Genomic DNA, 21404 nt, shown 5'->3' with positions numbered 1-21404 from the left:
AATATAAATAGGAACCTATCTTTTATTGTGGAGCAATCCGAATGCACACCAATACCAATCTACGCATTGCCATCGTCGGCGCCGGTCCCGGCGGACTCACGCTGGCACGCATCCTTCATCTGTCCGGCATTCATGCCACCGTGTTCGAACGCGAAGAGGGCCCGCTCGCGCGGCCCCAAGGCGGCACGCTCGACCTGCACGAAGACTCCGGCCAGCTGGCCGTGCAACGTGCCGCGCTCGACAGCGAGTTCCAGCGCATCGCACGCTACGACGACCAGGGCTCGCGACTGCTCGACAAGACCGGCCACGTGCTGTTCGAGGAGCCCGACGCCTCCGCCGGCAACCGCCCCGAGGTCGACCGCACCGCGCTGCGCGACATGCTGCTGGCGTCGTTGCCGGCCGGTTGCGTGCAGTGGGGCCGTGCGCTGGGCGATCTGCGGCTGCAGGAGGGCGGAGGCTGGAAGCTCTTGTTCGCCGACGGCAGCGAGGCCGGCCCGTTCGACCTGGTCGTCGGCGCGGACGGCGCGTGGTCACGCGTGCGGCCGCTGCTGTCGCCCTACAAGCCGCAGTACAGCGGCCTGACCTTCATCGAGTTCGGCATCGACGACGTCGACCGCAGCCATCCGGCCATCGCGCAGCTCGTCGGCCGGGGCAAGCTGGACGTGCAAGGCGACGGAAAGGAAATCATCGCGCAGCGCAACGGCAACGCGCATATCCGTGGCTACGCGATCTTCCGCGTGCCGGCGGACTGGGCAGCGAAACGCTTCGACTTCTCGTCGCCCGCGGCGGTGCGCAGCGCACTGCTCGCGGAGTTCGCGGGCTATGCCGATGCCGTCACCGACCTTTTCCGCGCGAGCAACGACCAGTTCGTCCCTCGTCTCATCCACGCGCTGCCGGTCGGCCATTGCTGGGCGCCCCGGCGCGGGCTCACGCTGCTGGGCGATGCGGCGCATGTGATGTCGCCGTTCGGCGGCGAAGGCGTGAACGCCGCCATGCGCGACGCCGCCGAGCTGGCCGCCCTGCTCACCGGACAGGAAGACTGGGCCGCAGCGGTTGCCACTTACGAAATGGAGATGTTCGAGCGCGTCGTCGAAGCGGCGGAAGGCTCCGCCGAAGCCGCCGCCGTGCAGATGTCGCACATCGGCGAGGCACTGTCGCTGGCGCACCTGCAGGAGCACCGGGCCGGCGCTGCCTGACACCCATGCCGGGTATCCCGGTGTGTATCAATTTGACTTTATTTTAGATATATCTAAAATAATTCCGATACACATCACAAAGGATACCCACCGTGAGACATTTCCATCTCAACCATCACCACTGCCGCACCGCCCGCGGCGAACATGAAGACGGCCTTTCCGGCGGCCGCGGACACCGTGGCGGACGCGGCGGCGGACGCGTGTTCGGCCATGGCGGCCTGCGCTTCGTGCTGCTGCAGCTCATCGCCGACAAGCCGGCCCACGGCTACGAACTGATCAAGGCCATCGAAGACCGCCTCGGCGGCAGCTATGCGCCGAGCCCCGGCGTGGTCTACCCCACCCTCACGCTGCTCGAGGAAATGGGCTACCTCAGCGTGGAAACCGCCGACGGCAGCGGCCGCAAGCGCTACAGCATCACGGCCAGCGGCCAGGAATTCCTCACGGCCAATCGCGAGATGGCCGACGCCATGATGGCCCGCATGAGCGGCGGCGTCGACGGCGCCGGCCCCCGCGGCGGACGCCCGCCGCAAGTCACGCGCGCCATCGAGAACCTCAAGCTCGCAATGCGCATGCGCCTGTCTGGCGTGCTGACCGAGCAGCAGGCCCACGACTTTGCCGCGGTGCTCGACAGCGCCGCGCAACAGATCGAAAAGATCTGACCCCCATCTCAACCCGCCCTGCTCACCCAGGACTTCTGCAATGACTGACTTCAGTACTTCATCTGCTTCCACCACCCCCGACCGCACGCCGCGCCGGGTGCGCCACGACCTGCGTTTTCGCCAGCTCACGGTGAAAACCGCGCAGCGCGTAACGCCGCACCTGATTCGCATCACCCTCACGGGCGACGATCTCGCGGGCTTCACCAGCCCCGGCTTCGATGACCACGCAAAGATCTTCTTCCCCGATGCAACCACCGGCAAGCTCACGCTGCCCACGGCCGGCCCCGAAGGCCCGGTGTGGCCCGCAAGCGGCCGCCCGACCATGCGCGACTACACGCCGCGCCGCCACGACGCCAAGGCCGGCACGCTCGAAATCGACTTCGCGCTGCACGACGCCGGCCCCGCCACGCAGTGGGCCGAGCAGGCCAAGCCCGGCGACATCCTCGGCGTGGGCGGCCCGCGCGGCTCGTTCATCGTGCCGACCGAGTTCGACTGGCACCTGCTGATCGGCGACGACACCGCCCTGCCCGCCATCTCGCGTCGCCTGGCCGAACTGCCGGCCGGATCGCGCGCGGTGGTGCTGGCGGAAGTCGACAGCGAAGCCGACGAGATTCCGCTCGACACACAGGCCGAACTCACGCTGAAATGGGTTCACCGCCGCGGCGTTGAGCCGGGCCTGAGCCCCGTGCTGCTCGACACCCTGAAGGCCATGCAGCTACCGGCCGGCGACTTCCATGCGTGGGTGGGTTGCGAATCGGCCATCGCCAAGGCGCTGCGCGCGCACCTGGTGGGCGAGCGCGGCGCGAACCCGAAGTGGACGCGGGCCTCGGGCTACTGGCGCCGCGGCGCCGTGGCAACGCACGACACGCACGACGAGTAACGGGTCTCTTCAGTGCGGCACTTCAGCAGGCCCTGACGCTGCCGCACTACGCCTCGGACTCTTGATCAGCAACAGCAGCGGAATCGCCAGCACCGTGATGATCATCATGATCGCGAAGTCGTCCAGGTAGCCGATCAGCGCGCCCTGCCGCGTCACCTCCGCATTCAGCAGCGCCAGCCCCGTCATCGTGTCGGGCGACATCATCTGCGGCAGCGTCGACAGCGCGGTATTGCCCGGCGCCACGGTCGACGCGATCTGCGCGTGCGCCTTGCTCGAGCCTTCGGTCAGCAGCGCCTGCACGATCGAGATGCCCACGCTGCTGCCGATGTTGCGCAGCAGGCTGAAGATGGGTGTGCCCTGGTTGCGCAGCCGCGGCGCGAGCGTGGCGAAGGTCGCGGTCGACAGCGGCACGAAGGTGAAGCCGATGCCCAGGCCCTGGATGAAGCCCGAGACGATGATCAGCGTGCCGTCCATCTGCAGCGTGAGCCGCGTCATCTGGTAGAGCGAGAACGCCGTGAGGCCGAAGCCCACGGCCATGATCGCTCGCACGTCCACCTTCTGCACCAGCCGCCCCACGATGATCATCGCGATCATCGTGCCGACGCCCCGCGGCGCCGTTACCTCGCCCGTGTAGACCACCGGATAGCCCATCAACCCCTGCAGGAAGTTGGGCAGCAGCGCCATCGTCGCGAACAAAATCATGCCGACGATGAACGCGAACAGCAGGCCGGTGACGAAGTTGCGGTCTTTCAGCAAGTCGCGGTCGAAGAAAGACACGCCCTGCACCGTCCACGTGTGGACCACGAAGAAGCCGAAAGCCACCAGCGCGGCGGCGGCTTCGAGCTTGATCTCCCACGAGTCGAACCAGTCGAGCTGCTCGCCGCGGTCGAGAAACAGCTGCAGCATGCCGATGGCCAGGCTCAGCGTCACGAAGCCGAAGATGTCGAGCTTCTCGCCCTGCGGCCGGCTCTCGGGCAGGTAGCGCGCGATGCCCCAGAAGGCGAAGATGCCCACCGGCAGGTTGATGAAGAACACCCAGCGCCAGTCGAAGTTCTCGGTGAGCCAGCCGCCCAGCAGCGGCCCGAGGATGGGCCCGACCATGATGCCCGCGCCCCAGATCGCCATTGCCTGGCCGACTTTCTCGCGCGGGTTGATGTCGAGCAGCACCGCCTGCGACAGCGGCACCAGTGCCGCGCCGAAGATGCCCTGCAGCAGCCGCGCGGCCACGATGCCGACCAGCGAGGTCGCCAGTCCGCACAGCGCCGAGGCCACGGTGAAGCCGATCACCGAGATGATGAAAACGCGCCGCCGTCCCCAGTGGCCGCACAGCCAGCCGGTCAGCGGCAGCGCGATGGCCGAGGCCACGATGTACGAGGTGAGCACCCAGGTGATCTGGTCCTGCGAGGCCTGCAGGCTGCCCTGCATGTGGGGCAAGGCGACGTTGGCAATCGTGGTGTCCAGCGCCTGCATGATGGTCGCCAGCATGATCGAGATGGTGATCATGCCGCGGTGCGGCACCTTGGTTCCGGGCGCGACGCTCATGGCTTCTTGCCCTCGCCCGAGCTGATGTCCACCAGGCTGCCGTGCACCTTGGCGAGCAGGCCCAGCAGTTGCGCGCGCTCGGGTTGCGACAGCACCGCCATCACGCGGGCGTTGAGCCCGTCGCTGAGACTGAGCGCGCTGTCGAGCGCTTTCTCGGCGCTGGGCTCCAGGTGGATCTTGTTGACGCGGCGATCCGTGGCGCTGGGCTCGCGACGGATCCAGCCGGCCGCGGCCATGCGGTCGCACAGGCCGGCCACCGCCATCGGGGTCAGGTCGAGCCGCTGCGCGAGTTCGGCCTGCGAGAGTGGCTCTTCATCGCCATGCATGGCCAGCGCGCCGAGCAGGCGGCACTGGGCGCTGGTGAGGCCGATGCGTTCGCGCGCGAGGCGGTCGAACTCTTCGCTGTAGAGCTTGCCCACGCTCTTGACGAGGAAGCCGAAGCGCTGGGTGAAGTCCCTTTTCATAAGGGACTTGATTATCTACATGTTTATTAATTGAGCCTTAGCAAGCCCCGCCCACACTCACAGTCACAGCCAGCCGGCGCGCCTGAAGCGGTAGTAGAGATAGCCGCAGGTGCTGACGATCAGCCCCAGCGCCACCGCATAGCCATAGCGGAATTTCAACTCCGGCATGTTCTCGAAGTTCATGCCCCAGATGCCGGCAAAGGCGGTGCACACCGCGAAGATGCTGGCCCAGGCCGCGAGGCGCTTGGTGACTTCGCTCTCCTCGATGGTGACCATCGACAGGTTCACCTGGATCGCCGTGCCGATGGTGTCGCGCATCGCGTCGATCGAGCCGTTGATGCGCCCCAGGTGGTCGCCCACGTCGCGAAAGTACTCCTGCGAGCTCATGCAGATCTGCGGCACGCGCCCGCCGTGCATCTTGCCCGAGGCCTCCAGCAGCGGTGCCACCGCGCGCTTGAGGATCATGCTGCGCCGCTTCAGGTCGTAGAGCTGCTTGATCTTGTCGCGCGCCGCGCCGCCCTGGCCGAAAAGCTGCTGCTCGATGGCTTCGAGCTCGTCCTCCAGCGCGTCGATCACCGGAAAGTAGCGGTCGACCACCGCGTCCATCAACGCATACAGCACAAAGCCCGCGCCGTTGCGCAGCAGGTCCGGCTCGCGCTCGCAGCGCTCGCGCACGCCCAGAAAGCCCTGCTTGCTCCGGTTGCGTACCGACAGCACGTAGTTGCTGCCGACAAACACGTCGACCTCGCCCACGTTCGTGCAGTGCTCGCCCTCGGGCGATGGCTCGACCATGTGCATGACGACGAAGAGCGAGTCGCCGTATTCCTCCATCTTCGGCCGCTGGTGGCCGTTGCGGGCGTCTTCCACCGCGAGCGGGTGCAGGCCGAATTCGTGCTGCATCACGCTCAGTTCCTCCGGCGAGGCGTCGCTCAGCGCCACCCAGACGAAGCAGCCCGGCCGGCCGATGTAGTCGCTGATGGCCTCGACCGAGATGTCGGCGAGCTTGGCGCCGTTTTCGTACGCCACGCAATTGATCAGCATCGGTACTCTTCCATGTTCAATCTGGACATCGATCAGGTCGTCGCGTTGGAATTCGAAGTTGCGGCCAGTTGGGCGGTGGCCGCCAGCGAAGCCTCGATGGCTTGCGTTTCGCTCCTGAGCAGCGCGAGCCCCTTTTCAGCCAGCGCGGAATGGCTCGCAACATCGGCCCACAGGCTGGCCGCAGCTTCGGAGCAGGTCAGCGATGCGAATCGGATGCGGCCTTTCGCGAGATCGACGAAGCGCGCCTCGCGCAGGGGGTCGGTCCGGTCCCAGGCACCGCCGATGATCACGCGCTTGCCGCGCTTGATGCGGGGTTCGAGTTCCGCGAAGAAAGGCAGCTTCGCCGACACCCAACCCAGCATGCCGGTGCTGGCCGCGGTGTCGAAGGCGGATGGAGCGGCGTGCGCTTTCGCAAAGTCGCGCAAGGTGCCCAAGTTGTAGAGCACCGGGTCCTTGGGCCCCGCTGCGCCGCCTTCCACCGGCCTGATGACAGACGGGCTGTGGCCCGCGCGCCCCTCGGGCCGTTTCGACTTTCGCAGCTCCGCAAGCTGGGCCGGTGTTATGCACAGATACAGCGCGGCAAGCTCTGCGGGCAAGGTGGCGCTGCCGGGCAGCGCAGCCGCGTTCGCTTCAGGGCCTTTGAAATCATCCAGCTGGGCCATGGGCGCCTTGTTTGTTCTTCACGCGGGGGTCGCGCCGGGGGATTTTAGAGTGGTGGGTACAGGCCCGGCCGGCGCCTTGCGGATGTCCCATACAAGATAATCCGAGCCAAGGCTCGCTCGGATACCCCGACACAGACACAAGGCGAAATCATTGAATTCGAAGGATAAATCGACGGCATCCCCTGGCGGGGCAGAAGCAACGCTCGGGCACACCCCGATGATGGCCCAATATCTAGGCCTCAAAGCGGACCATCCGGACACCCTGCTGTTCTACCGGATGGGCGATTTCTACGAACTCTTCTGGGCCGACGCCGAAAAGGCCGCGCGCCTGCTCGACATCACGCTCACCCAGCGCGGCCAGTCGGCCGGCCAGCCGGTGGTGATGTGCGGCGTGCCCTTCCATGCGGTCGACACCTACCTCGGCCGCCTCATCAAGCTGGGCGAATCTGTCGCCATCTGCGAGCAGGTGGGCGAAGTCGGCGCCAGCAAGGGCCCGGTCGAGCGCAAGGTGGTTCGCGTGGTCACCCCCGGTACGCTGACCGACTCCGAACTGCTGAACGACAAGAGCGAATCGCTGCTGCTCGCGGTGCATGCGGGCTCGCGCAATTTCTGCGGGCTGGCGTGGCTCAGCGTGACCGGCGCCGAACTGCGGCTGGCTGAATGCCCAGCCGACGCGCTCGAAGCCTGGATCGCGCGCATCGCGCCCAGCGAGCTGCTGTACAGCGCTGAAGTAACGCCGGCTTTCGAGCAACGCCTGAAAGCCGCGCGCAGTGCCACGCCTTTCACGCTGTCGATCCGGCCGGCGTGGCAGTTCGACGGCGGCCTGGGCGAGCGCAAGCTGGCCGAGCAGATGGGCAGCAACAGCCTTGCCGCCTGGAACGCCGAATCGCTGACCAATGCACACGCCGCGGCCGCCGCGCTGCTGGGCTATGCCGAGCACACCCAGGGCCGCGCGCTCTCGCACGTGCAGCGCCTGTCGGTCGAGCGCGACGGCGACCTGATCGAGCTGCCACCCACGACGCGCCGCAACCTCGAACTGGTGCAGACGCTGCGCGGCGAAGACTCACCCACGATGTTCTCGCTGCTCGACACCTGCATGACGGGCATGGGCAGCCGCCTGCTGAAGCGCTGGCTGCTCTCGCCCCGGCGCGAGCGCTCCGAGGCACAGGCCCGGCTCGAAGCCATCGGCGCGTTGCAATCGACCGTGCTCGGCGGCACGGCCGCGCCCTGGCGCACGCTGCGCGAGCAGCTCAAGAACACGAGCGACGTGGAACGCATCGCCGCCCGCATCGCGCTACGGCAGGTGCGCCCGCGCGAACTGCTGGCGCTGCGCCTGGCGCTATCGAAAGCGGAGCAGCTTGCGCCGCTGCTGCCCGGCACTGCGGCGCTGCTGGCCCAGATCACCGAACGCCTGGCCCCGCCGCCCGGCTGCGCCGACCTGCTGACCAGCGCCATCAAGCCCGACCCGTCGGCGCTGGTGCGCGACGGCGGCGTGATCGCTACCGGCCACGACGCCGAGCTCGACGAGCTGCGCGCCATCAGCGAGAACTGCGACGACTTTTTGCTGAAGCTCGAAATCAGCGAACGCGAGCGCACCGGCATCAGCAACCTGCGGGTGCAGTTCAACCGCGTGCACGGCTTCTACATCGAGGTGACGCAAAGCGCGCTCTCGAAGGTGCCCGACAACTACCGCCGCCGCCAGACGCTGAAGAACGCCGAGCGCTTCATCACGCCCGAGCTGAAAGCCTTCGAGGACAAGGCCCTGAGCGCGCAAGACCGCGCGCTGGCCCGCGAGAAGTGGCTTTACGAGCAGTTGCTCGACGCGCTGCAGCCCTCGGTGCCCGCGCTCACGCAGCTGGCCGGCGGCATCGCCACGCTCGACGCGCTGTGCGCGCTGGCCGAGCGCTCGCACACGCTGCACTGGCGCGCACCGAGCTTCGTGGCGCACCCCTGCATCGAGATACAGCAGGGCCGCCACCCGGTGGTGGAGGCGCGGCTGGCCGAGAAGTCGTCGGGCGGCTTCATCGCCAACGACACGCAACTCGGGCCGCAGCAGCGCATGCAGGTCATCACCGGCCCCAACATGGGCGGCAAGTCGACGTACATGCGGCAGGTGGCCATCATCGTGCTGCTGGCCTCCATCGGCTCGCACGTGCCGGCGGCGGCCTGCCGGCTCGGGCCGATCGACGCCATCCACACCCGCATCGGCGCGGCGGACGACCTGGCCAATGCGCAGTCGACCTTCATGCTCGAGATGACCGAGGCCGCGCAAATCCTGCACAGCGCCACCGCGCAGTCGCTGGTGCTCATGGACGAGATCGGCCGCGGCACCAGCACCTTCGACGGGCTGGCGCTGGCCGCCGGCATCGCGGCCCAGCTGCACGACCGCAGCAAGGCCTTCACACTGTTCGCCACGCACTATTTCGAGCTGACCGAGTTTCCGGCCACGCACCACGGCGCGGTGAACATGCACGTGAGCGCGACCGAGGCTGGCCGCGACATCGTGTTCCTGCACGAAATGCAGCCCGGACCGGCCAGCAAGAGCTACGGCATCCAGGTGGCGCGGCTCGCCGGCATGCCCGCGGCGGTGGTCAACCACGCGCGGCAGGCGCTGGAGGCGCTTGAATCGCAGCATGCGCAAACTCGTGCACAAGTCGACCTGTTTGCACCGCCTCCAGTGGCCGAGACACCGCTGGCCAGCGCCGTAGAATCCGCGCTGGCCGCGCTCGACCCCGACACCATGAGCCCGCGCGAGGCCCTCGATGCCTTGTATGCCCTTCAAAAACTGAATAAACGTGAACTCGGTGCCGCATGAGCCGGCGCCGGTCACGCCAGACGAACCCATGACTTACTGCGTAGGCATCAAACTCAACGCCGGCCTGGTGTTTCTCTCCGACTCGCGCACCAACGCGGGCGTGGACCACATCAGCACCTTCCGCAAGATGATCGTCTACGAGCAGCCGGGCGACCGTGTCATGGTGCTGCTGTCGTCGGGCAACCTGAGCATTTCGCAGTCGGTGCGAGAAATCCTCCAGATCGAGGAACTGCGCGAAACCCGCGAAGACGGCACGCAGGGCGAGCCCATCACCATCTGGAACGCGAAGAGCATGTTCGACGCCGCGCGCGTGCTCGGCTCGGCGGTGCGCCATGTGTACGACCGCGATGCCGAGGCGCTCAAGCATGCGGGCCTGGACTTCAACGTGTCCTTCATCTTCGGCGGGCAGGTCAAGGGCGAAGGCATGCGCCTGTTCCTGGTCTACGCGGCCGGCAATTTCATCGAAGCCACCACCGAGACGCCCTACTTCCAGGTCGGCGAATCAAAGTACGGCAAGCCCGTGCTCGACCGCGTTCTCACCCCTGAGACGCCGCTCGACGAAGCCGCCAAGTGCGCGCTGGTGTCGATGGACTCGACCATGAAGTCGAACCTGTCGGTCGGCCTGCCGCTCGACCTGGTGGTGTACGAGGCCAACAAGCTCGAAACCGACCGCGTGATCTGCATCGACGCCGACAACCCCTACTACCGCATGGTGCACAGCAGCTGGGGCCAGAAGCTGCGCGAGGTGTTCGACAGCATCGAAGACCCGGTGTGGGACGACAGCCAGACCGAGCACCCGCTGAAGATGCCTGCCACGCGCCACAGCCCGCTGCGGAAAATCTCCACGCCAGACGAAAAGCTGATCTGAGCCCCGTGCCCCCGGTCGTCTTCTCGCACGGCAACAGCTTCCCCGCGAGCACCTACCGCGTCGTCCTCGACAGCCTGCGCAACCGCGGCTTCGAGGTCGATGCCATCGAGAAATTCGGGCACGACCCGAAATACCCCGTCACCGACAACTGGCCGCACCTGGTGCAGCAGCTGGCCGACTTCGCCAAGCTGCGCGCCGACCGCGCGGGCGGCCCAGTGTTCCTGATCGGCCATTCGCTTGGCGGATTCCTGAGCCTGATGTGTGCGGCGCTGCACCCGGAGCTGGCGCGCGGCGTGGTGCTGATCGACTCGCCCATCCTCGGCGGCTGGCGCGCGAACACTCTCAACGTGGTCAAGCGCACACCGCTCATGAAGAGCATTTCGCCCGGTGCCATCAGCCGCAAGCGCAAGAACAGCTGGGAGCACCGCGAGGCGGTGTTCGAGCATTTCCGCAGCAAGAAGGCGTTCGCGAAGTGGGACGAGCAGGTGCTGCACGACTACATCGACCACGGCACCTTCGATGCCGACAAAGCTGGCGAGGACGGCCGTTCACTGAGCTTCGACCGCGACGTCGAAACCGCCATCTACAACACCCTGCCCCACAACCTCGGCGCGCTGCTGCGCAACCATCCGCTGAAATGCAAGGCCGCCTTCATTGGCGGGCGCCAGTCGCCCGAGATGAAACGGGTCGGCATGGCGATGACCGAGCAGGTCACCAAGGGCCGCATCGCCATGATGGACGGCACGCACCTGTTTCCGATGGAAAAGCCACTGGCAACAGCCGCGGCCATCGAAGCCGCGCTGCGCAACCTGCTCTGAGCGACCGCGCCGTCACCCCTGAGTGACGTGAACTCCCGGCCGCCGGCCCGCATTCCACTTGCCTCCGATGGCCCGCTCGATCTGCGCGGCCAGCTGCAGCAGCAGCCCGTCGTTCGCCTGCGCCGCCTGTGCCTGAATGCCCAGCGGCATGCCGTTTTCCTGCGCGGCCATCGGCAACGAAATGCCCGGCATGCCGCACAGGTTGGCCAGCGGCGTGTACGCGAAGTTCTTCCAGAGATTGGCGAACCAGTCGTAGACGGACGGGTTCGTGCTTGTCGTCAGGTACTCGCTGGTGCCAACCTTGGGCGTGGGCAGCGCGGTGATCGGCGTCAGGATGATGTCCCAGCGCTGGAAGAAGTCGCCGAAGGCGCGCGAGGTGCTGTTGAACACCGCCTGCATCTTCGAGCGCTCGGTGTACGAGGTGTGCAGCCCGGCTTCCCAGATCTTGATGTTGATCGGCTCCAGCAGTTCGGCCGGCGGGCGCTCCAGCCCCAGCCGGTGCAGATGGCCGTCGATGACCTGCGCGAAGTTGCTGATGTAGCAGGTGGTCTGCGCGGCGAAGGCGGCTTTGAAATCGACCTCGGGCAGCACCCATTCGACGTGATGGCCCAGCCCTTCGAGGAACTTGCCGACACGCTCCAGCTCGGCCACGAAATGCGGCGTTGCGCGGAAGTCACCCCACTCGTGCGACAGCGCGATGCGCAGGCGGCCCGGGTCGCGCCGGATGAGTTCGCTGTACGGCTCGGCCGGCGACCAGAAGGGCATGAACTCGCCCGGTGCGCCGCCGCGGCAATGGTCGACGAAAGCCGCCGTGTCGCGCACGGTGCGGCTGTGGCAGCCCTGGATCGACACCAGCCCCGAAAGGTCCGACAGGCCCGGCGCCAGCGAGAACACGCCGCGCGACACCTTCAGGCCGATGTTGCCGTTCACGCCCGCCGGAATGCGGATGGAGCCGCCGCCGTCGGTGGCATGCGACAGCGGCAGCACACCGGCGGCGACTGCGGCGGCCGTGCCGGCCGACGAACCGCAGGTGGTGTATTCAAGGTCCCAGGGGTTGCGCGTGACGTGGAATGCGTTCTCCGCCGAGCTGCACACGCCGAACTCCGGCGTCGTGCTGCGGCCCACGATGTTGAGGCCCGCCTTGCGCAACTGCTGCGTGAGAAAGCTGTCGGCCGCCGGGCGATGGCCCTGCATCATCATCGAGCCGAACTCCTGCAGCCGGCCCTTCAGCGTCGGCCCGAGATCCTTCATCAGGTAGGGCAGGCCCGCGAAAACGCCCTCGGGGTTCATGCCGTCCTTCAGCGGATCGGCCACCACGTCGTCGAAAACCTCGACCACCGCATCGAGTTGCGGGTTGACCTTCGCGATGCCGGCCGCGGCCTGGGCCGCCAGCTCCGCCGCCGTCACGTCGCCCTTGCGGACCCTCTCGGCCAACCCGACGCCGTCGTGTTCGGCCCATTCGTTCCAGCTCATTGCCAGCGTCATCTCATGCTCTCCATTTCGCTTCAAAAATATCCGAGTCACGGCCAGCCGAAGCCCAGCCGCAGCAACATCAAGGTACCCGTACCGACCAGGATCGTCCCGGCCACATCGTTTCGCCGGACAAGGTAGTAGGCCAATGCGGCGCCCACTGCAAAGAGCCGCGCATCATGCCAGTCGGCCAGCAGGCGCCCGTTGCTCAGGAAGACATCGGGCACCACCATCGCCAGCAGTGCCGCCACGGGCGCGTGGCGCAGTCCGCGCCACAGCCAGCCCGGCAATTTCGGCTCGCTGTCGGGCAGCAGGAAGAAGCTGCGCGTGAGCACCGTCACCAGCACCAGCGCGCCTACCGCGAGCCACACGTACGCCTCATGCCCCAGGTGCATCAGCGCGCGCTCCACCGCCGGTCGGCCCAGGTGCCGGCCACGAAGGCCGTGGCAATGGCCGCGACCACGTTGAGCCCCATCGGCAGCGACGCCGTTGCCAGCGCCACCCCGCCGGCGGCCAGCGCCGAGCAGCGCACGGCGCGGTCGGTGAGCATGGGCAGCGCCAGCGCCAGCAAGGCGAGCACGCCGATGAAGCGCAGGCCCCAGGCCGCGGGAATGGCGTCGGCCAGGAAGATGCCCGCCAGCGATGCAACGTGCCACGCCGCCCAGTTGGTCAGCGCCAGCCCGAGGAAGTAGCCCTGCTGCTGCGCCGTGGCGCGCCCAGTGGCCGACGGTTGCGGATGCCGATGCACGAACTGCGCATACACCGGGTCGCCCGCCAGGTACGACAGCAGCACGCGCGACAGCCGGCGGTGCCTGCCGAAGTAGCGTCGCCAGTTCGCGCTGAACACCACGAATCGCAGGTTCAGCACGCATGCGGTCGCCACGATCACCCACAGCGGTGCGCCGGCCGCAATCAGCGGCAGGCAGGCCAGCTGCGAGGCGCTCGCGAACACCAGCAGCGACATCGCCAGGATCACACCCAGCCCGACGCCGCTCTTGGCCATTGCCACGCCCGCCACGAGACCCATGGCCATGGTGCCGAGCGCGGCGCCCGCGATGTCGCGCCGCCCTTCAGCGAAGGCGCTGCGCCACGCCGGGTCGTCGACGGCTGCGCGCCAGGCGCGCCGCAAGGTCACTGCGCGCACGCGAGTTCCGCGCGGGGCGCGGCCGCCAGCAGACGGCGCGTGTAGTCGTTGGCCGGGGCGCTGAACACCTGCCCCGTGGGCCCCTGTTCGACGATGCGGCCCTGGCTCATCACGATGACGCGGTCGCACAGCTGCGCGGCCACGCGCAGGTCGTGCGTGATGAAAAGAATGCCCAGCCCCAGGTCGCGCTGGATCTCGCGCAGCAGGTCGAGGATCTGCGCCTGCACCGACACGTCGAGCGCCGACACGGCCTCGTCGGCCACCAGCACTTGCGGCTGGCAGGCGATGGCGCGCGCAATGGCAAGGCGCTGGCGCTGGCCGCCGGAGAACTGGTGCGGGTAGCGGTCCAGCGCGGTGCGCGGCAGCTGGATGCGGTCCATCAGCTCTTCGGCGGTCTGGCGCGCGTGCAGCTTGCTCAGGCCGAAGTTCATCGCGCCTTCGACCATCGACGAGCCCACGGTGCGCCGCGGATTCAGCGAGCGGTTGGGGTCCTGGAACACCACCTGCACGCGCGAGCGCAAGGGCCGCAGCCGGCCTTCGGGCAGGTCGCGCACCTCGGCGTCGCCCCACAGGATGCTGCCCGCGCTGGGCGCGATCAGCCGGATCATGCAGCGCGCGAAGGTCGACTTGCCCGAGCCCGACTCTCCCACCACGCCCACGGTTTCGCCGCGATGCACGGCCACGCTCGCATCCTGCAGTGCGGTGTTGTGCTTCGCGCGGCCGAGCCAGTCGCGACGCGTGTAGATCTTGCCGACGCCCGTGCCGGCCAGCAGGGGCCTGCCGCCGGGAAGCTCGCGCGCGGGCGGCGGCGTCATGCCGGGCACGGCGTCCAGCAGCATGCGGGTGTAGGCCTCGCGCGGATGGCGCAGCACCTGCTCGCACGGCCCCTGCTCCACCAGCTTGCCGCGGTGCATCACCATCACGTCGTCGGCTATCTCGGCGACCACGCCCATGTCGTGCGTGATGAACAGCACGGCGCTGCCCTGCTCTGCCTGCAGCTCGGCGATGAGCTTCAGTATCTCGGCCTGCGTGGTCACGTCCAGCGCGGTGGTCGGCTCGTCGCAGATCAGCAGGCGCGGTTTCAGGATGATGGCCATCGCGATCACGATGCGCTGGCGCTGTCCGCCCGAGAGCTGGTGCGGGTAGCTCGCATGGATGCGCGCCGGCTCGGGCAGCCGCACGCGCTCGAAGATCGAGATGATGTGCGCCTTGCGTTCGGCCGCGCTCCACGTGGTGTGCGTGCGCAGCAGCTCGTCGACCTGCTCGCCGCAGGTGAGCACCGGGTTCAGCGCGGTCATCGGCTCCTGGAACACCATGCCCATGCCGGTGCCGCGCAACTGGCGCAGCCGCTTGTCGGAGGTGAAGCGGCCGTTGTCGACCAGCTTCTCGCCGGCGAGCATCACGTCGCCAGCCTTCACCGTGAGCCCCTTGGCCAGCAGGCCCATCACCGTGGTGGCCAGCACGGACTTGCCCGAACCGGACTCGCCCACGATGCACAGCGTGCGCCCCGCCTCGATGCGCAGGTCCAGGTGTTCGATGGCGTGCGGCCGGTCGGCATCGGCGGGCAGCGCGACCTGCAGGCCGCGCACTTCGAGGATGGCAGCGCCCGGGTTGGAATCAGTCATGGAATCTGCGCCTCACACGCGTTTGGAGAACTTGGGGTCGAGCACGTCACGCAGGCCGTCGCCCAGCATGTTGATGGCGAGCACCGTGGGCACCAGGAACAACGCGGGAAACAGCACGTTGCCCGGGCTCTGCGCGAACTGCACGCGCCCTTCGGCCATGATGTTTCCCCAGGTCGGCACGTCCGACGGAAGGCCCAGGCCGAGGAAGCTCAGGATGGCCTCCGTCAGTACGGCAGAAGCGGCGATGAAGGTGCCCTGCACGATCAACGGTGCAAGGGCATTCGGCAAGATGTCGCGCCACAGGATGGTGGCGTCGGCGGTGGCAAGCGCCCGGGCCGCCTCCACGAAGGGCTCGTCGCGCAGGCTCATCACCAGCGCGCGCACCAGCCGGGTCACGCGCGGCACCTCGGGCACCGCGATGGCCAGGATCACCGTGGACAGGCTCGCGCCGAGCACCGCCACCAGCGTGATGGCGAGCAGCACGGCGGGAATGGCCATCACGCCGTCCATCACGCGCATCAGCACGGCGTCCACCGCGCGGAAATAGCCCGCCAGCATGCCCAGCAGGCAGCCGAAGGCGACGGCGACGAACGCGGTGAACAGGCCCACCGTCATCGAGATGCGGGTGCCGTAGAGCACGCGGCTCCACACGTCGCGCCCGACGCTGTCGCTGCCCATCCAGAAGGTGTGGGCGAACTGTGCGCCGTCGGGCATCGTCACCTGGCCCGAGGTGCCCGCGCCGACCGAGATGAAGCTCGGGTCCATCGCGGACGGGTCGAAGGTGCCGAGCCAGGGCGCGAACATGCCCAGCAACGCCAGCGCCGCCAGCACGACGACGCCGCCGCGCACGGCGGTGTTGCGCCAGAGTCTTTTCAGGGTGCTCATGTCAGTAACGGATGCGGGGATCGATGAAGAGATAGCTCACGTCGACCAGCAGGTTCACGGCGACGTACACCACGGCAAAGAACAGCACCACGCCCTGCAGCACGGGAAAGTCGCGGTTGAGCACCGCGTCGACCGTGAGCTGGCCCAGGCCCGGAATGGCGAACACGGTTTCGGTGACCACCACGCCGCCCAGCAGCAGCGCCGCGCTCACGCCGATCACCGTGACCACCGGCACGGCCGCATTGCGCAGCGCGTGGTGCTTGAGCACTTCCAGCTCGGTGATGCCCTTGGCGCGCGCGGTCCGGATGAAGTCTTCGGTCAGCGCCTCGCTGACTGCAGCACGCGTCACCCGCGACAGCAGCGCCACGTAGGTGATAGCCAGCGTGAGGCACGGCAGCACCAGCTGGTTGAGCCACGGCCCCACCCCTTCGCCGATGCGCCGGTAGCCCTGCACCGGAAACCACTGCAGCTTCATTGCCAGCACATAGATCAGCACGTAGCCGACCACGAACACCGGCACCGAGAAGCCGGCCACAGAGAACGCCATGACGGCCTTGTCGAGCCAGCCCCCCATGCGCCAAGCGGCCAGCGTTCCCAGAGGCAGCGCGATGGCCACTGCCAGCAGCAGCGTGCCGGCCGCCAGCGAGAGCGTCGGTTCCATGCGCTGGCCGATGAGCTCGATCACCGGCTTGTTCAGGAAGAACGAGAAGCCCAGGTCGCCGTGCAGCACGCCCTTGCCCCAGATCGCGAACTGCTCCCACAGCGGCCGGGTGAGGCCGAGCTGCACGCGGATGCGGTCCAGGTCTTCGTTGGTGGCGCTGTTGCCGCCGATGACGGCCGCAGGGTCGCCGGGGGTGAGGCGCACGATCATGAAGATCGCCACCGCCACGACCAGCAGCACGGGAATGGTGGCGAGCAGGCGCTTGCCGAGGAAGGTCAGCATGGCAGGCGCGCCCTTATTGCTTCTTGATGTTCCAGTACACCTGCGCGCCGGCCGGCACCAGGCCGCTCACGTTCTTGCGCACCGCGGCGGGCTGGTTGTATTGGCCCACAGGCACGTGCGTGGCCGTCTCGAAGGCGCGCAGCTGGGCGGCCTGCGCGAGCTTCTTCTTGTCGGCCTCGGTCTTGGCCTGCGCGAACTGGACCTTGATTTCTTCCAGCTTCGCATCGGTCTGCCAGCCGAACCAGCCCTTGTCGCCGGTGGCGTTCATCATGGCCATAGTGATCGGGTTGAGGATGTCCGAGGCGGTCCAAGAGGTCATGAACGCGCTCCAGCCGCCGGCCGAGGGGGCATCCTTCTTGGCGCGGCGCGCCACCAGCGTGGACCAGTCCATCGACTGCATGTCGACCTTGAAGCCGGCCTGCTCCAGTTGCTGCTTGGCCACCAGCGGCAGCTTGCCGATGGTGGGGTTGTCGGTCGGACGCATCAGCACCACGGGTTCGCCCTTGTAGCCGGCCTCCTCCAGCAGCGCCTTGGCCTTCTGCGGATTGGCCACGCCGGTGTAGTCGCCGGTCTGCTCCGACTCGAACAGCGTGCCGCACGGGAACATGCTCTTGCAGTAGCGCGTGAGGCCGGGTGTGCCGACCTGCGTGCGCAGGAAGGCTTCCTGGCCCAGCGCCAGCAATGCGGCGCGGCGCACCTTTTCGTTGTTGAACGGCGGCTGCAGGAAGTTGAAGCGCAGGATGAACTGGTTGCCCGCGGGCTGCGCGTCGATCAGCTTGATGTCGGGGTTTGTGCGCAGCGTGGCGTACTGCTCGAAGGCGGGCTGCTCCAGGATGTCGGCCTCGCCGTTGAGCAGCGCGTTCATCTGCGTCTGCGCGTCGCGGATGATGAGCCACTCCACGCGGTCCACGTACACGTTCTTGCCGCCGGCCGTGCCCGAGGGCGCCTCGGCGCGCGGCTTGTAGCGCGTGTTCTTGGTGAACACCACGCGCTCGCCGGGGCGGAACTCGTCGGCCTTGAACACGTAGGGGCCGGAGCCGATCGACTCCTTGATCTGCGTGTCGCCCGAGGTTTCGGCAATGCGCTTGGGCATGATGAACGGCACGTTCGACGAGGGCTTGCCCAGCGCCTCGAGCACCAGGCCGAAGGGCTCCTTCAGCACGATGGAGAAGGTCCTGGCGTCGGGCGTTTCGTAGCGCTCGGTCACCTTGGCGAGCTGCGCGCCGAAGGTGTCGCGGCTGGCCCATCGCTTGATGGAGGCCACCACGTCCTCGCTGGTGACGGGCTTGCCGTCGTGGAACTCCAGGCCGTCGCGCAGCGTGAAGGTCCAGGTCTTGTTGTCGGGCGACACCTTCCACTTGTCGACCATCTGAGGCTTGATGTGGCCTTCGAGGTCGGTGGCGAAGAGCGTGTCGTACACCATGTAGCCGAAGTTGCGCGTCACGTAGGCCGTGGTCCAGATCGGGTCGAGCACGGTGATGTTGCTGCTCGGGATGATCTTCAGCGTGGTGGTCTGTGCCATCGCGGGCACCATGGCCCCGGCGGCCGCACCGGCCAGCAGCGCGGCGGCGCCCCATCGGGCAAGGCGGCGCGACAAGGTACTGGCCGATGTCCCGACTGTCGGAACAGGCGAAGGCGAGAAGAGCTGCGGTTGCATGTGATTTCCTGAAAGATGGAACTGGAGCGCAATGCCGAACCTGCGAGGGCTTGCGGCGGCGAGGTCTCCATTGAGACATCTGTCAGGTGAAATGCATATATACAGTTAAATTCTTCTGTAGTAGAACAGTCGCTTGTTCGCCTCGTATCCGTCCCCGTGTTGGGGCTTTCTCGTGCACACGAAGCGTGCATGCCTTGCCGTGATCACTGTCAATCCTTCGCTGCCCACGCCCCTGGTTCGCCAGGTCTACGACGCGCTGCTCGCGCAAATCGCCTCGAGCGCGATGAGGCCCGGCGACAAGCTGCCCTCGGTGCGTTCGCTTTCCACCGACTGCGGCGTGAGCACCATGACCGTCACCAACGCCTACCAGCGCCTGGTGGCCGAGGGCCACGTTGAGGCGCGGCGCGCCAGCGGCTACTACGTGGCCGAGGTCGAGCGCTCGACAGCCACGCGGCGCAAGCCCTTCCTGGGCCGCACCTCGGTCGACTCGCTGTGGCTGCTCAAGCACGTGTACGAAGACGACCGCACGCTGCTCAACGCTGGCTGCGGCTGGATCCCGCCCGAGATGCTGCATATAGACGGCGTGCGGCGTGCGCTGGCGGCGCTGTCGCGCAAGTCTGCCGCAGGGCTGGCGAACTACGGCACGCCCTACGGCTACCTGCCGCTGCGCCAGCAGATCCAGACGCTGCTGGCGCAACAGGGCATCGAGACCGCGCCGCACCAGATCGTGCTGACGCACGGCGCCTCGCAGGCACTGAACCTGGTGGCGCGCTGCCTGCTGCAGCCGCGCGACGTGGTGCTGGTCGACGAGCCCGGCTCCACCAATCTTTACGCCATGCTGCGCTCGCTCGACCTGAAGCTGGTGGGGGTGGAACGCACGGTGAACGGGCCCGACGTGGCTGCGCTGCAGGCACTGGCGCAGCGCCACGGTGCCAAGGCCTTCTTCACCACCACCAACCTGCACAACCCCACCGGTGGCCAGTGCACGCCGGCGGTGGCCTACCAGATGCTGCGGCTGGCCGAGCAGCTGGACTTCCACATCGTCGACAACGACGTCATGGCCGGGCTGGAGCCGCCCGGCGCTGCCACGCCGCTCGCCAGCCTCGACCGGCTGCAACGGGTGATCCACGTGGGCAGCTTCTCGAAGACGGTCTCGCCAGCGCTGCGCGTGGGCTTCGTGGCCTGCAGCGAGGAGTTCGCCGAGAAAATGATTCTTCAGAAGATGGTGAACAGCCTGACGACCTCGGAGTTGAGCGAGCGGCTGCTGCATGGCGTGCTGGTCGAGGGACGCTACCGGGCCCACGTGGCGCGGCTGGCCGAGCGGTTGCAGGCGGCCCAGCACACCGTGTGCGACCGGCTGGAGGCTGCGGGCATGCGGCTCTTCACGCGGCCAGCGGGCGGGCCCTTCCTGTGGGCACGCTTCGAGCACGACGACGTCGACATGCGCGCGCTGGCGCAGCGCGCCATCGCCGAGAGCTTCCTGCTGGCGCCGGGCGACCTGTTCCGCACCGACTTGCGGCCCACCCCGTGGCTGCGCTTCAATGTGGGCTACGCGGACGATCCGAAGCTGTACCGCTTCCTGGCCCAGGAAGCCAAAAGGCTGCGCGCCAGGGCCTGAGTTCGCGCCACCGATCGGGAGACAAGGAAGACCATGCTCTATTCCATCCTCATCTACGGTTCCGAATCTGCCGTGGCTGCCTGGGAGCCCGGCGTCGAAGAGGAAATGCTCGACCGCCATGCCGACCTGCGCGACGACCTCCAGGCGCAGGGCCGGCTCGGCACCGTGCTGCGGCTGATGCCCAACGTGGCCACCACGGTGCGCCGTGCGGGCGACATGCACCCGCTGGTCACCGATGGGCCCCTTGCCGAGACGAAGGAGCAGTTGATGGGCATCTACGTCGTGGAGTGCGAGACCGTCGAGGAAGCCACGCATGCCGCGCACCGGCTGGCCTTCGAGACCGGCGTGTTCGAGATCCGGCCGCTCACCTGGTACGACCCGGGCGTGATTCCGGCGCGGATTCCGCAGGTCTGAAAGAATCGCGCGGGTCACTCCGCACCCTGCCGCCCCGCATGCCACCCGAATCCCTGTCAACGCCCGCATTGGCCGACGCACTCATCGTCGATCCGTTCTATCTCGCGATCTCCGTCGACTTCGAGCACGACATGCCGGCCCGCAAGGCGGTGCTCGCCGCGTACTTCGCCTACTCGCTGGACGAGGCCGCGCGAACTGGGCGCCGCCTTGTGACGGAAGACGGCAGGCTCGGCGCGGCGGCCTGGCTGCTGCCACGCACGGATGCCGTCGACACAGCCGAGTCGGCGGCAAAGAACGAATTCCTCGCGGGCACGCTGGGCCCGCGTGGCTACGACAACTACCACCGCATCGTCCAATTCATGGCCGCACGTGCGCCGGCCGTCGTGCCAGCACAGGCCTGGTACCTGTCGATCCTCGGCATCTCGCCCGCCGCGCAGGGGCGCGGGCTGGGCGCACAGCTGCTGGCGCCGACGCTGGCCGAAGCCGACGCGGCAGGCGTGCCGTGCTTCCTGGAAACCTTCACGCCGCGCAGCGTGGCGTTCTACGAGCGGCTGGGCTTCCGCTGCGCAGCGGAACACCTGGAGCCGGTCACGAACTCGGCGTACGTGATCATGTGCCGGCCCGCCGCGGACATACTTCGCAACAACCACGGAAAATAAGCAAATACCGTTACCCGTCGCGCCGCGCTGGCCGAAGAATCCGC

Annotated in this window: 20 protein-coding genes; 9 read left to right on the top strand and 11 right to left on the bottom strand. The window is 67.6% G+C overall.

All coding sequences use genetic code 11. The features are described from left to right. Nucleotides 1-41 precede the first annotated feature (41 nt). The 3 genes from ACSFCA_RS20105 (at nt 42) to ACSFCA_RS20095 (ending at nt 2735) form a co-directional block, all read left to right on the top strand. The gene (locus ACSFCA_RS20105; protein WP_435460764.1) at nt 42-1196 is read left to right on the top strand and encodes an FAD-dependent oxidoreductase; all 1155 of its coding nucleotides are present in this window, start codon (nt 42-44) and stop codon (nt 1194-1196) included. Nucleotides 1197-1288: 92 nt separating this feature from the next. Beyond that, complete coding sequence (locus tag ACSFCA_RS20100; RefSeq protein ID WP_258350263.1) at nt 1289-1855, top strand: PadR family transcriptional regulator; 567 nt, start codon at nt 1289-1291, stop codon at nt 1853-1855. Nucleotides 1856-1895: 40 nt separating this feature from the next. After that, nucleotides 1896-2735, top strand: coding sequence for a siderophore-interacting protein (locus ACSFCA_RS20095; protein WP_435460765.1), 840 nt, complete (start codon nt 1896-1898; stop codon nt 2733-2735). Between the two features lie 9 nt (nt 2736-2744). On the opposite strand, the gene ACSFCA_RS20090 is transcribed toward ACSFCA_RS20095, so the two are convergent. The 4 genes from ACSFCA_RS20090 to ACSFCA_RS20075 all read right to left on the bottom strand — a co-directional run bounded on the left by ACSFCA_RS20090 (nt 2745) and on the right by ACSFCA_RS20075 (nt 6444). Then, nucleotides 2745-4277 carry a DHA2 family efflux MFS transporter permease subunit gene (locus tag ACSFCA_RS20090; protein ID WP_435460766.1) on the bottom strand — a complete coding sequence of 511 codons (1533 nt, stop codon included), beginning with the start codon at nt 4275-4277 and terminating at the stop codon, nt 2745-2747. After that, a complete protein-coding gene (locus ACSFCA_RS20085; RefSeq protein ID WP_435460767.1) occupies nt 4274-4741 on the bottom strand; it encodes a MarR family winged helix-turn-helix transcriptional regulator in 468 nt (155 codons plus the stop codon). The genes ACSFCA_RS20090 and ACSFCA_RS20085 overlap by 4 nt, the downstream gene beginning before the upstream one ends. A gap of 63 nt (nt 4742-4804) precedes the next feature. Further along, a complete protein-coding gene (locus ACSFCA_RS20080; protein WP_258350267.1) occupies nt 4805-5782 on the bottom strand; it encodes a magnesium and cobalt transport protein CorA in 978 nt (325 codons plus the stop codon). A gap of 32 nt (nt 5783-5814) precedes the next feature. Further along, a complete protein-coding gene (locus ACSFCA_RS20075; RefSeq protein WP_435460768.1) occupies nt 5815-6444 on the bottom strand; it encodes a hypothetical protein in 630 nt (209 codons plus the stop codon). Nucleotides 6445-6661: 217 nt separating this feature from the next. Here ACSFCA_RS20075 and mutS point away from each other — a divergent pair, with 217 nt between their 5' ends. From mutS to ACSFCA_RS20060, 3 genes are read left to right on the top strand one after another with little or no spacing between them, the layout of a single operon-like run. After that, the gene (gene mutS / locus ACSFCA_RS20070; RefSeq protein ID WP_435477296.1) at nt 6662-9259 is read left to right on the top strand and encodes a DNA mismatch repair protein MutS; all 2598 of its coding nucleotides are present in this window, start codon (nt 6662-6664) and stop codon (nt 9257-9259) included. 28 nt (nt 9260-9287) lie between these two features. Continuing rightward, nucleotides 9288-10127, top strand: a complete 840-nt coding sequence (locus ACSFCA_RS20065) for a proteasome-type protease (protein WP_093059103.1) — start codon at nt 9288-9290, stop codon at nt 10125-10127. A gap of 5 nt (nt 10128-10132) precedes the next feature. Further along, nucleotides 10133-10945, top strand: a complete 813-nt coding sequence (locus ACSFCA_RS20060) for an alpha/beta hydrolase (protein WP_435460770.1) — start codon at nt 10133-10135, stop codon at nt 10943-10945. Nucleotides 10946-10957: 12 nt separating this feature from the next. Here the strand turns inward: ACSFCA_RS20060 and ACSFCA_RS20055 are convergent, their stop codons facing one another. Genes ACSFCA_RS20055 through ACSFCA_RS20025 form a run of 7 tightly spaced genes read right to left on the bottom strand, consistent with a single transcriptional unit; the run spans nt 10958 to nt 18669 of the window. Next, on the bottom strand, nt 10958-12430 hold the full coding sequence (locus tag ACSFCA_RS20055) for an amidase (protein WP_435460771.1): 1473 nt from the start codon (nt 12428-12430) through the stop codon (nt 10958-10960). 35 nt (nt 12431-12465) lie between these two features. Continuing rightward, nucleotides 12466-12810, bottom strand: a complete 345-nt coding sequence (locus ACSFCA_RS20050; RefSeq protein WP_258350272.1) for an AzlD domain-containing protein — start codon at nt 12808-12810, stop codon at nt 12466-12468. After that, on the bottom strand, nt 12810-13559 hold the full coding sequence (locus tag ACSFCA_RS20045; RefSeq protein WP_258350273.1) for an AzlC family ABC transporter permease: 750 nt from the start codon (nt 13557-13559) through the stop codon (nt 12810-12812). Before ACSFCA_RS20045 ends, ACSFCA_RS20050 begins: the two co-directional genes overlap by 1 nt. After that, on the bottom strand, nt 13547-15184 hold the full coding sequence (locus tag ACSFCA_RS20040) for a dipeptide ABC transporter ATP-binding protein (protein ID WP_258350274.1): 1638 nt from the start codon (nt 15182-15184) through the stop codon (nt 13547-13549). The genes ACSFCA_RS20045 and ACSFCA_RS20040 overlap by 13 nt, the downstream gene beginning before the upstream one ends. 12 nt (nt 15185-15196) lie before the next feature. After that, entirely contained in the window at nt 15197-16069 is an 873-nt protein-coding gene (locus tag ACSFCA_RS20035) for an ABC transporter permease (protein ID WP_258350275.1), read from the bottom strand. A 1-nt stretch (nt 16070) separates the two neighbouring features. Continuing rightward, on the bottom strand, nt 16071-17012 hold the full coding sequence (locus tag ACSFCA_RS20030; protein WP_258350276.1) for an ABC transporter permease: 942 nt from the start codon (nt 17010-17012) through the stop codon (nt 16071-16073). A gap of 13 nt (nt 17013-17025) precedes the next feature. Then, complete coding sequence (locus ACSFCA_RS20025) at nt 17026-18669, bottom strand: ABC transporter substrate-binding protein (RefSeq protein ID WP_435460772.1); 1644 nt, start codon at nt 18667-18669, stop codon at nt 17026-17028. Nucleotides 18670-18868: 199 nt separating this feature from the next. Here ACSFCA_RS20025 and ACSFCA_RS20020 point away from each other — a divergent pair, with 199 nt between their 5' ends. From ACSFCA_RS20020 to ACSFCA_RS20010, 3 genes are read left to right on the top strand one after another with little or no spacing between them, the layout of a single operon-like run. Beyond that, nucleotides 18869-20287, top strand: a complete 1419-nt coding sequence (locus ACSFCA_RS20020) for an aminotransferase-like domain-containing protein (protein WP_435460773.1) — start codon at nt 18869-18871, stop codon at nt 20285-20287. A gap of 33 nt (nt 20288-20320) precedes the next feature. Next, complete coding sequence (locus ACSFCA_RS20015) at nt 20321-20701, top strand: YciI family protein (protein ID WP_435460774.1); 381 nt, start codon at nt 20321-20323, stop codon at nt 20699-20701. Between the two features lie 38 nt (nt 20702-20739). After that, nucleotides 20740-21360: a GNAT family N-acetyltransferase gene (locus ACSFCA_RS20010; protein ID WP_435460775.1), complete on the top strand. Its 621-nt coding sequence runs from the start codon at nt 20740-20742 to the stop codon at nt 21358-21360. The last annotated feature ends 44 nt before the right edge of the window (nt 21361-21404 follow it).

This window comes from Variovorax multivorans, assembly GCF_051216835.1.
GTDB lineage: Bacteria > Pseudomonadota > Gammaproteobacteria > Burkholderiales > Burkholderiaceae_C > Variovorax.
This window is presented reverse-complemented; position numbering and strand designations above follow the sequence as displayed.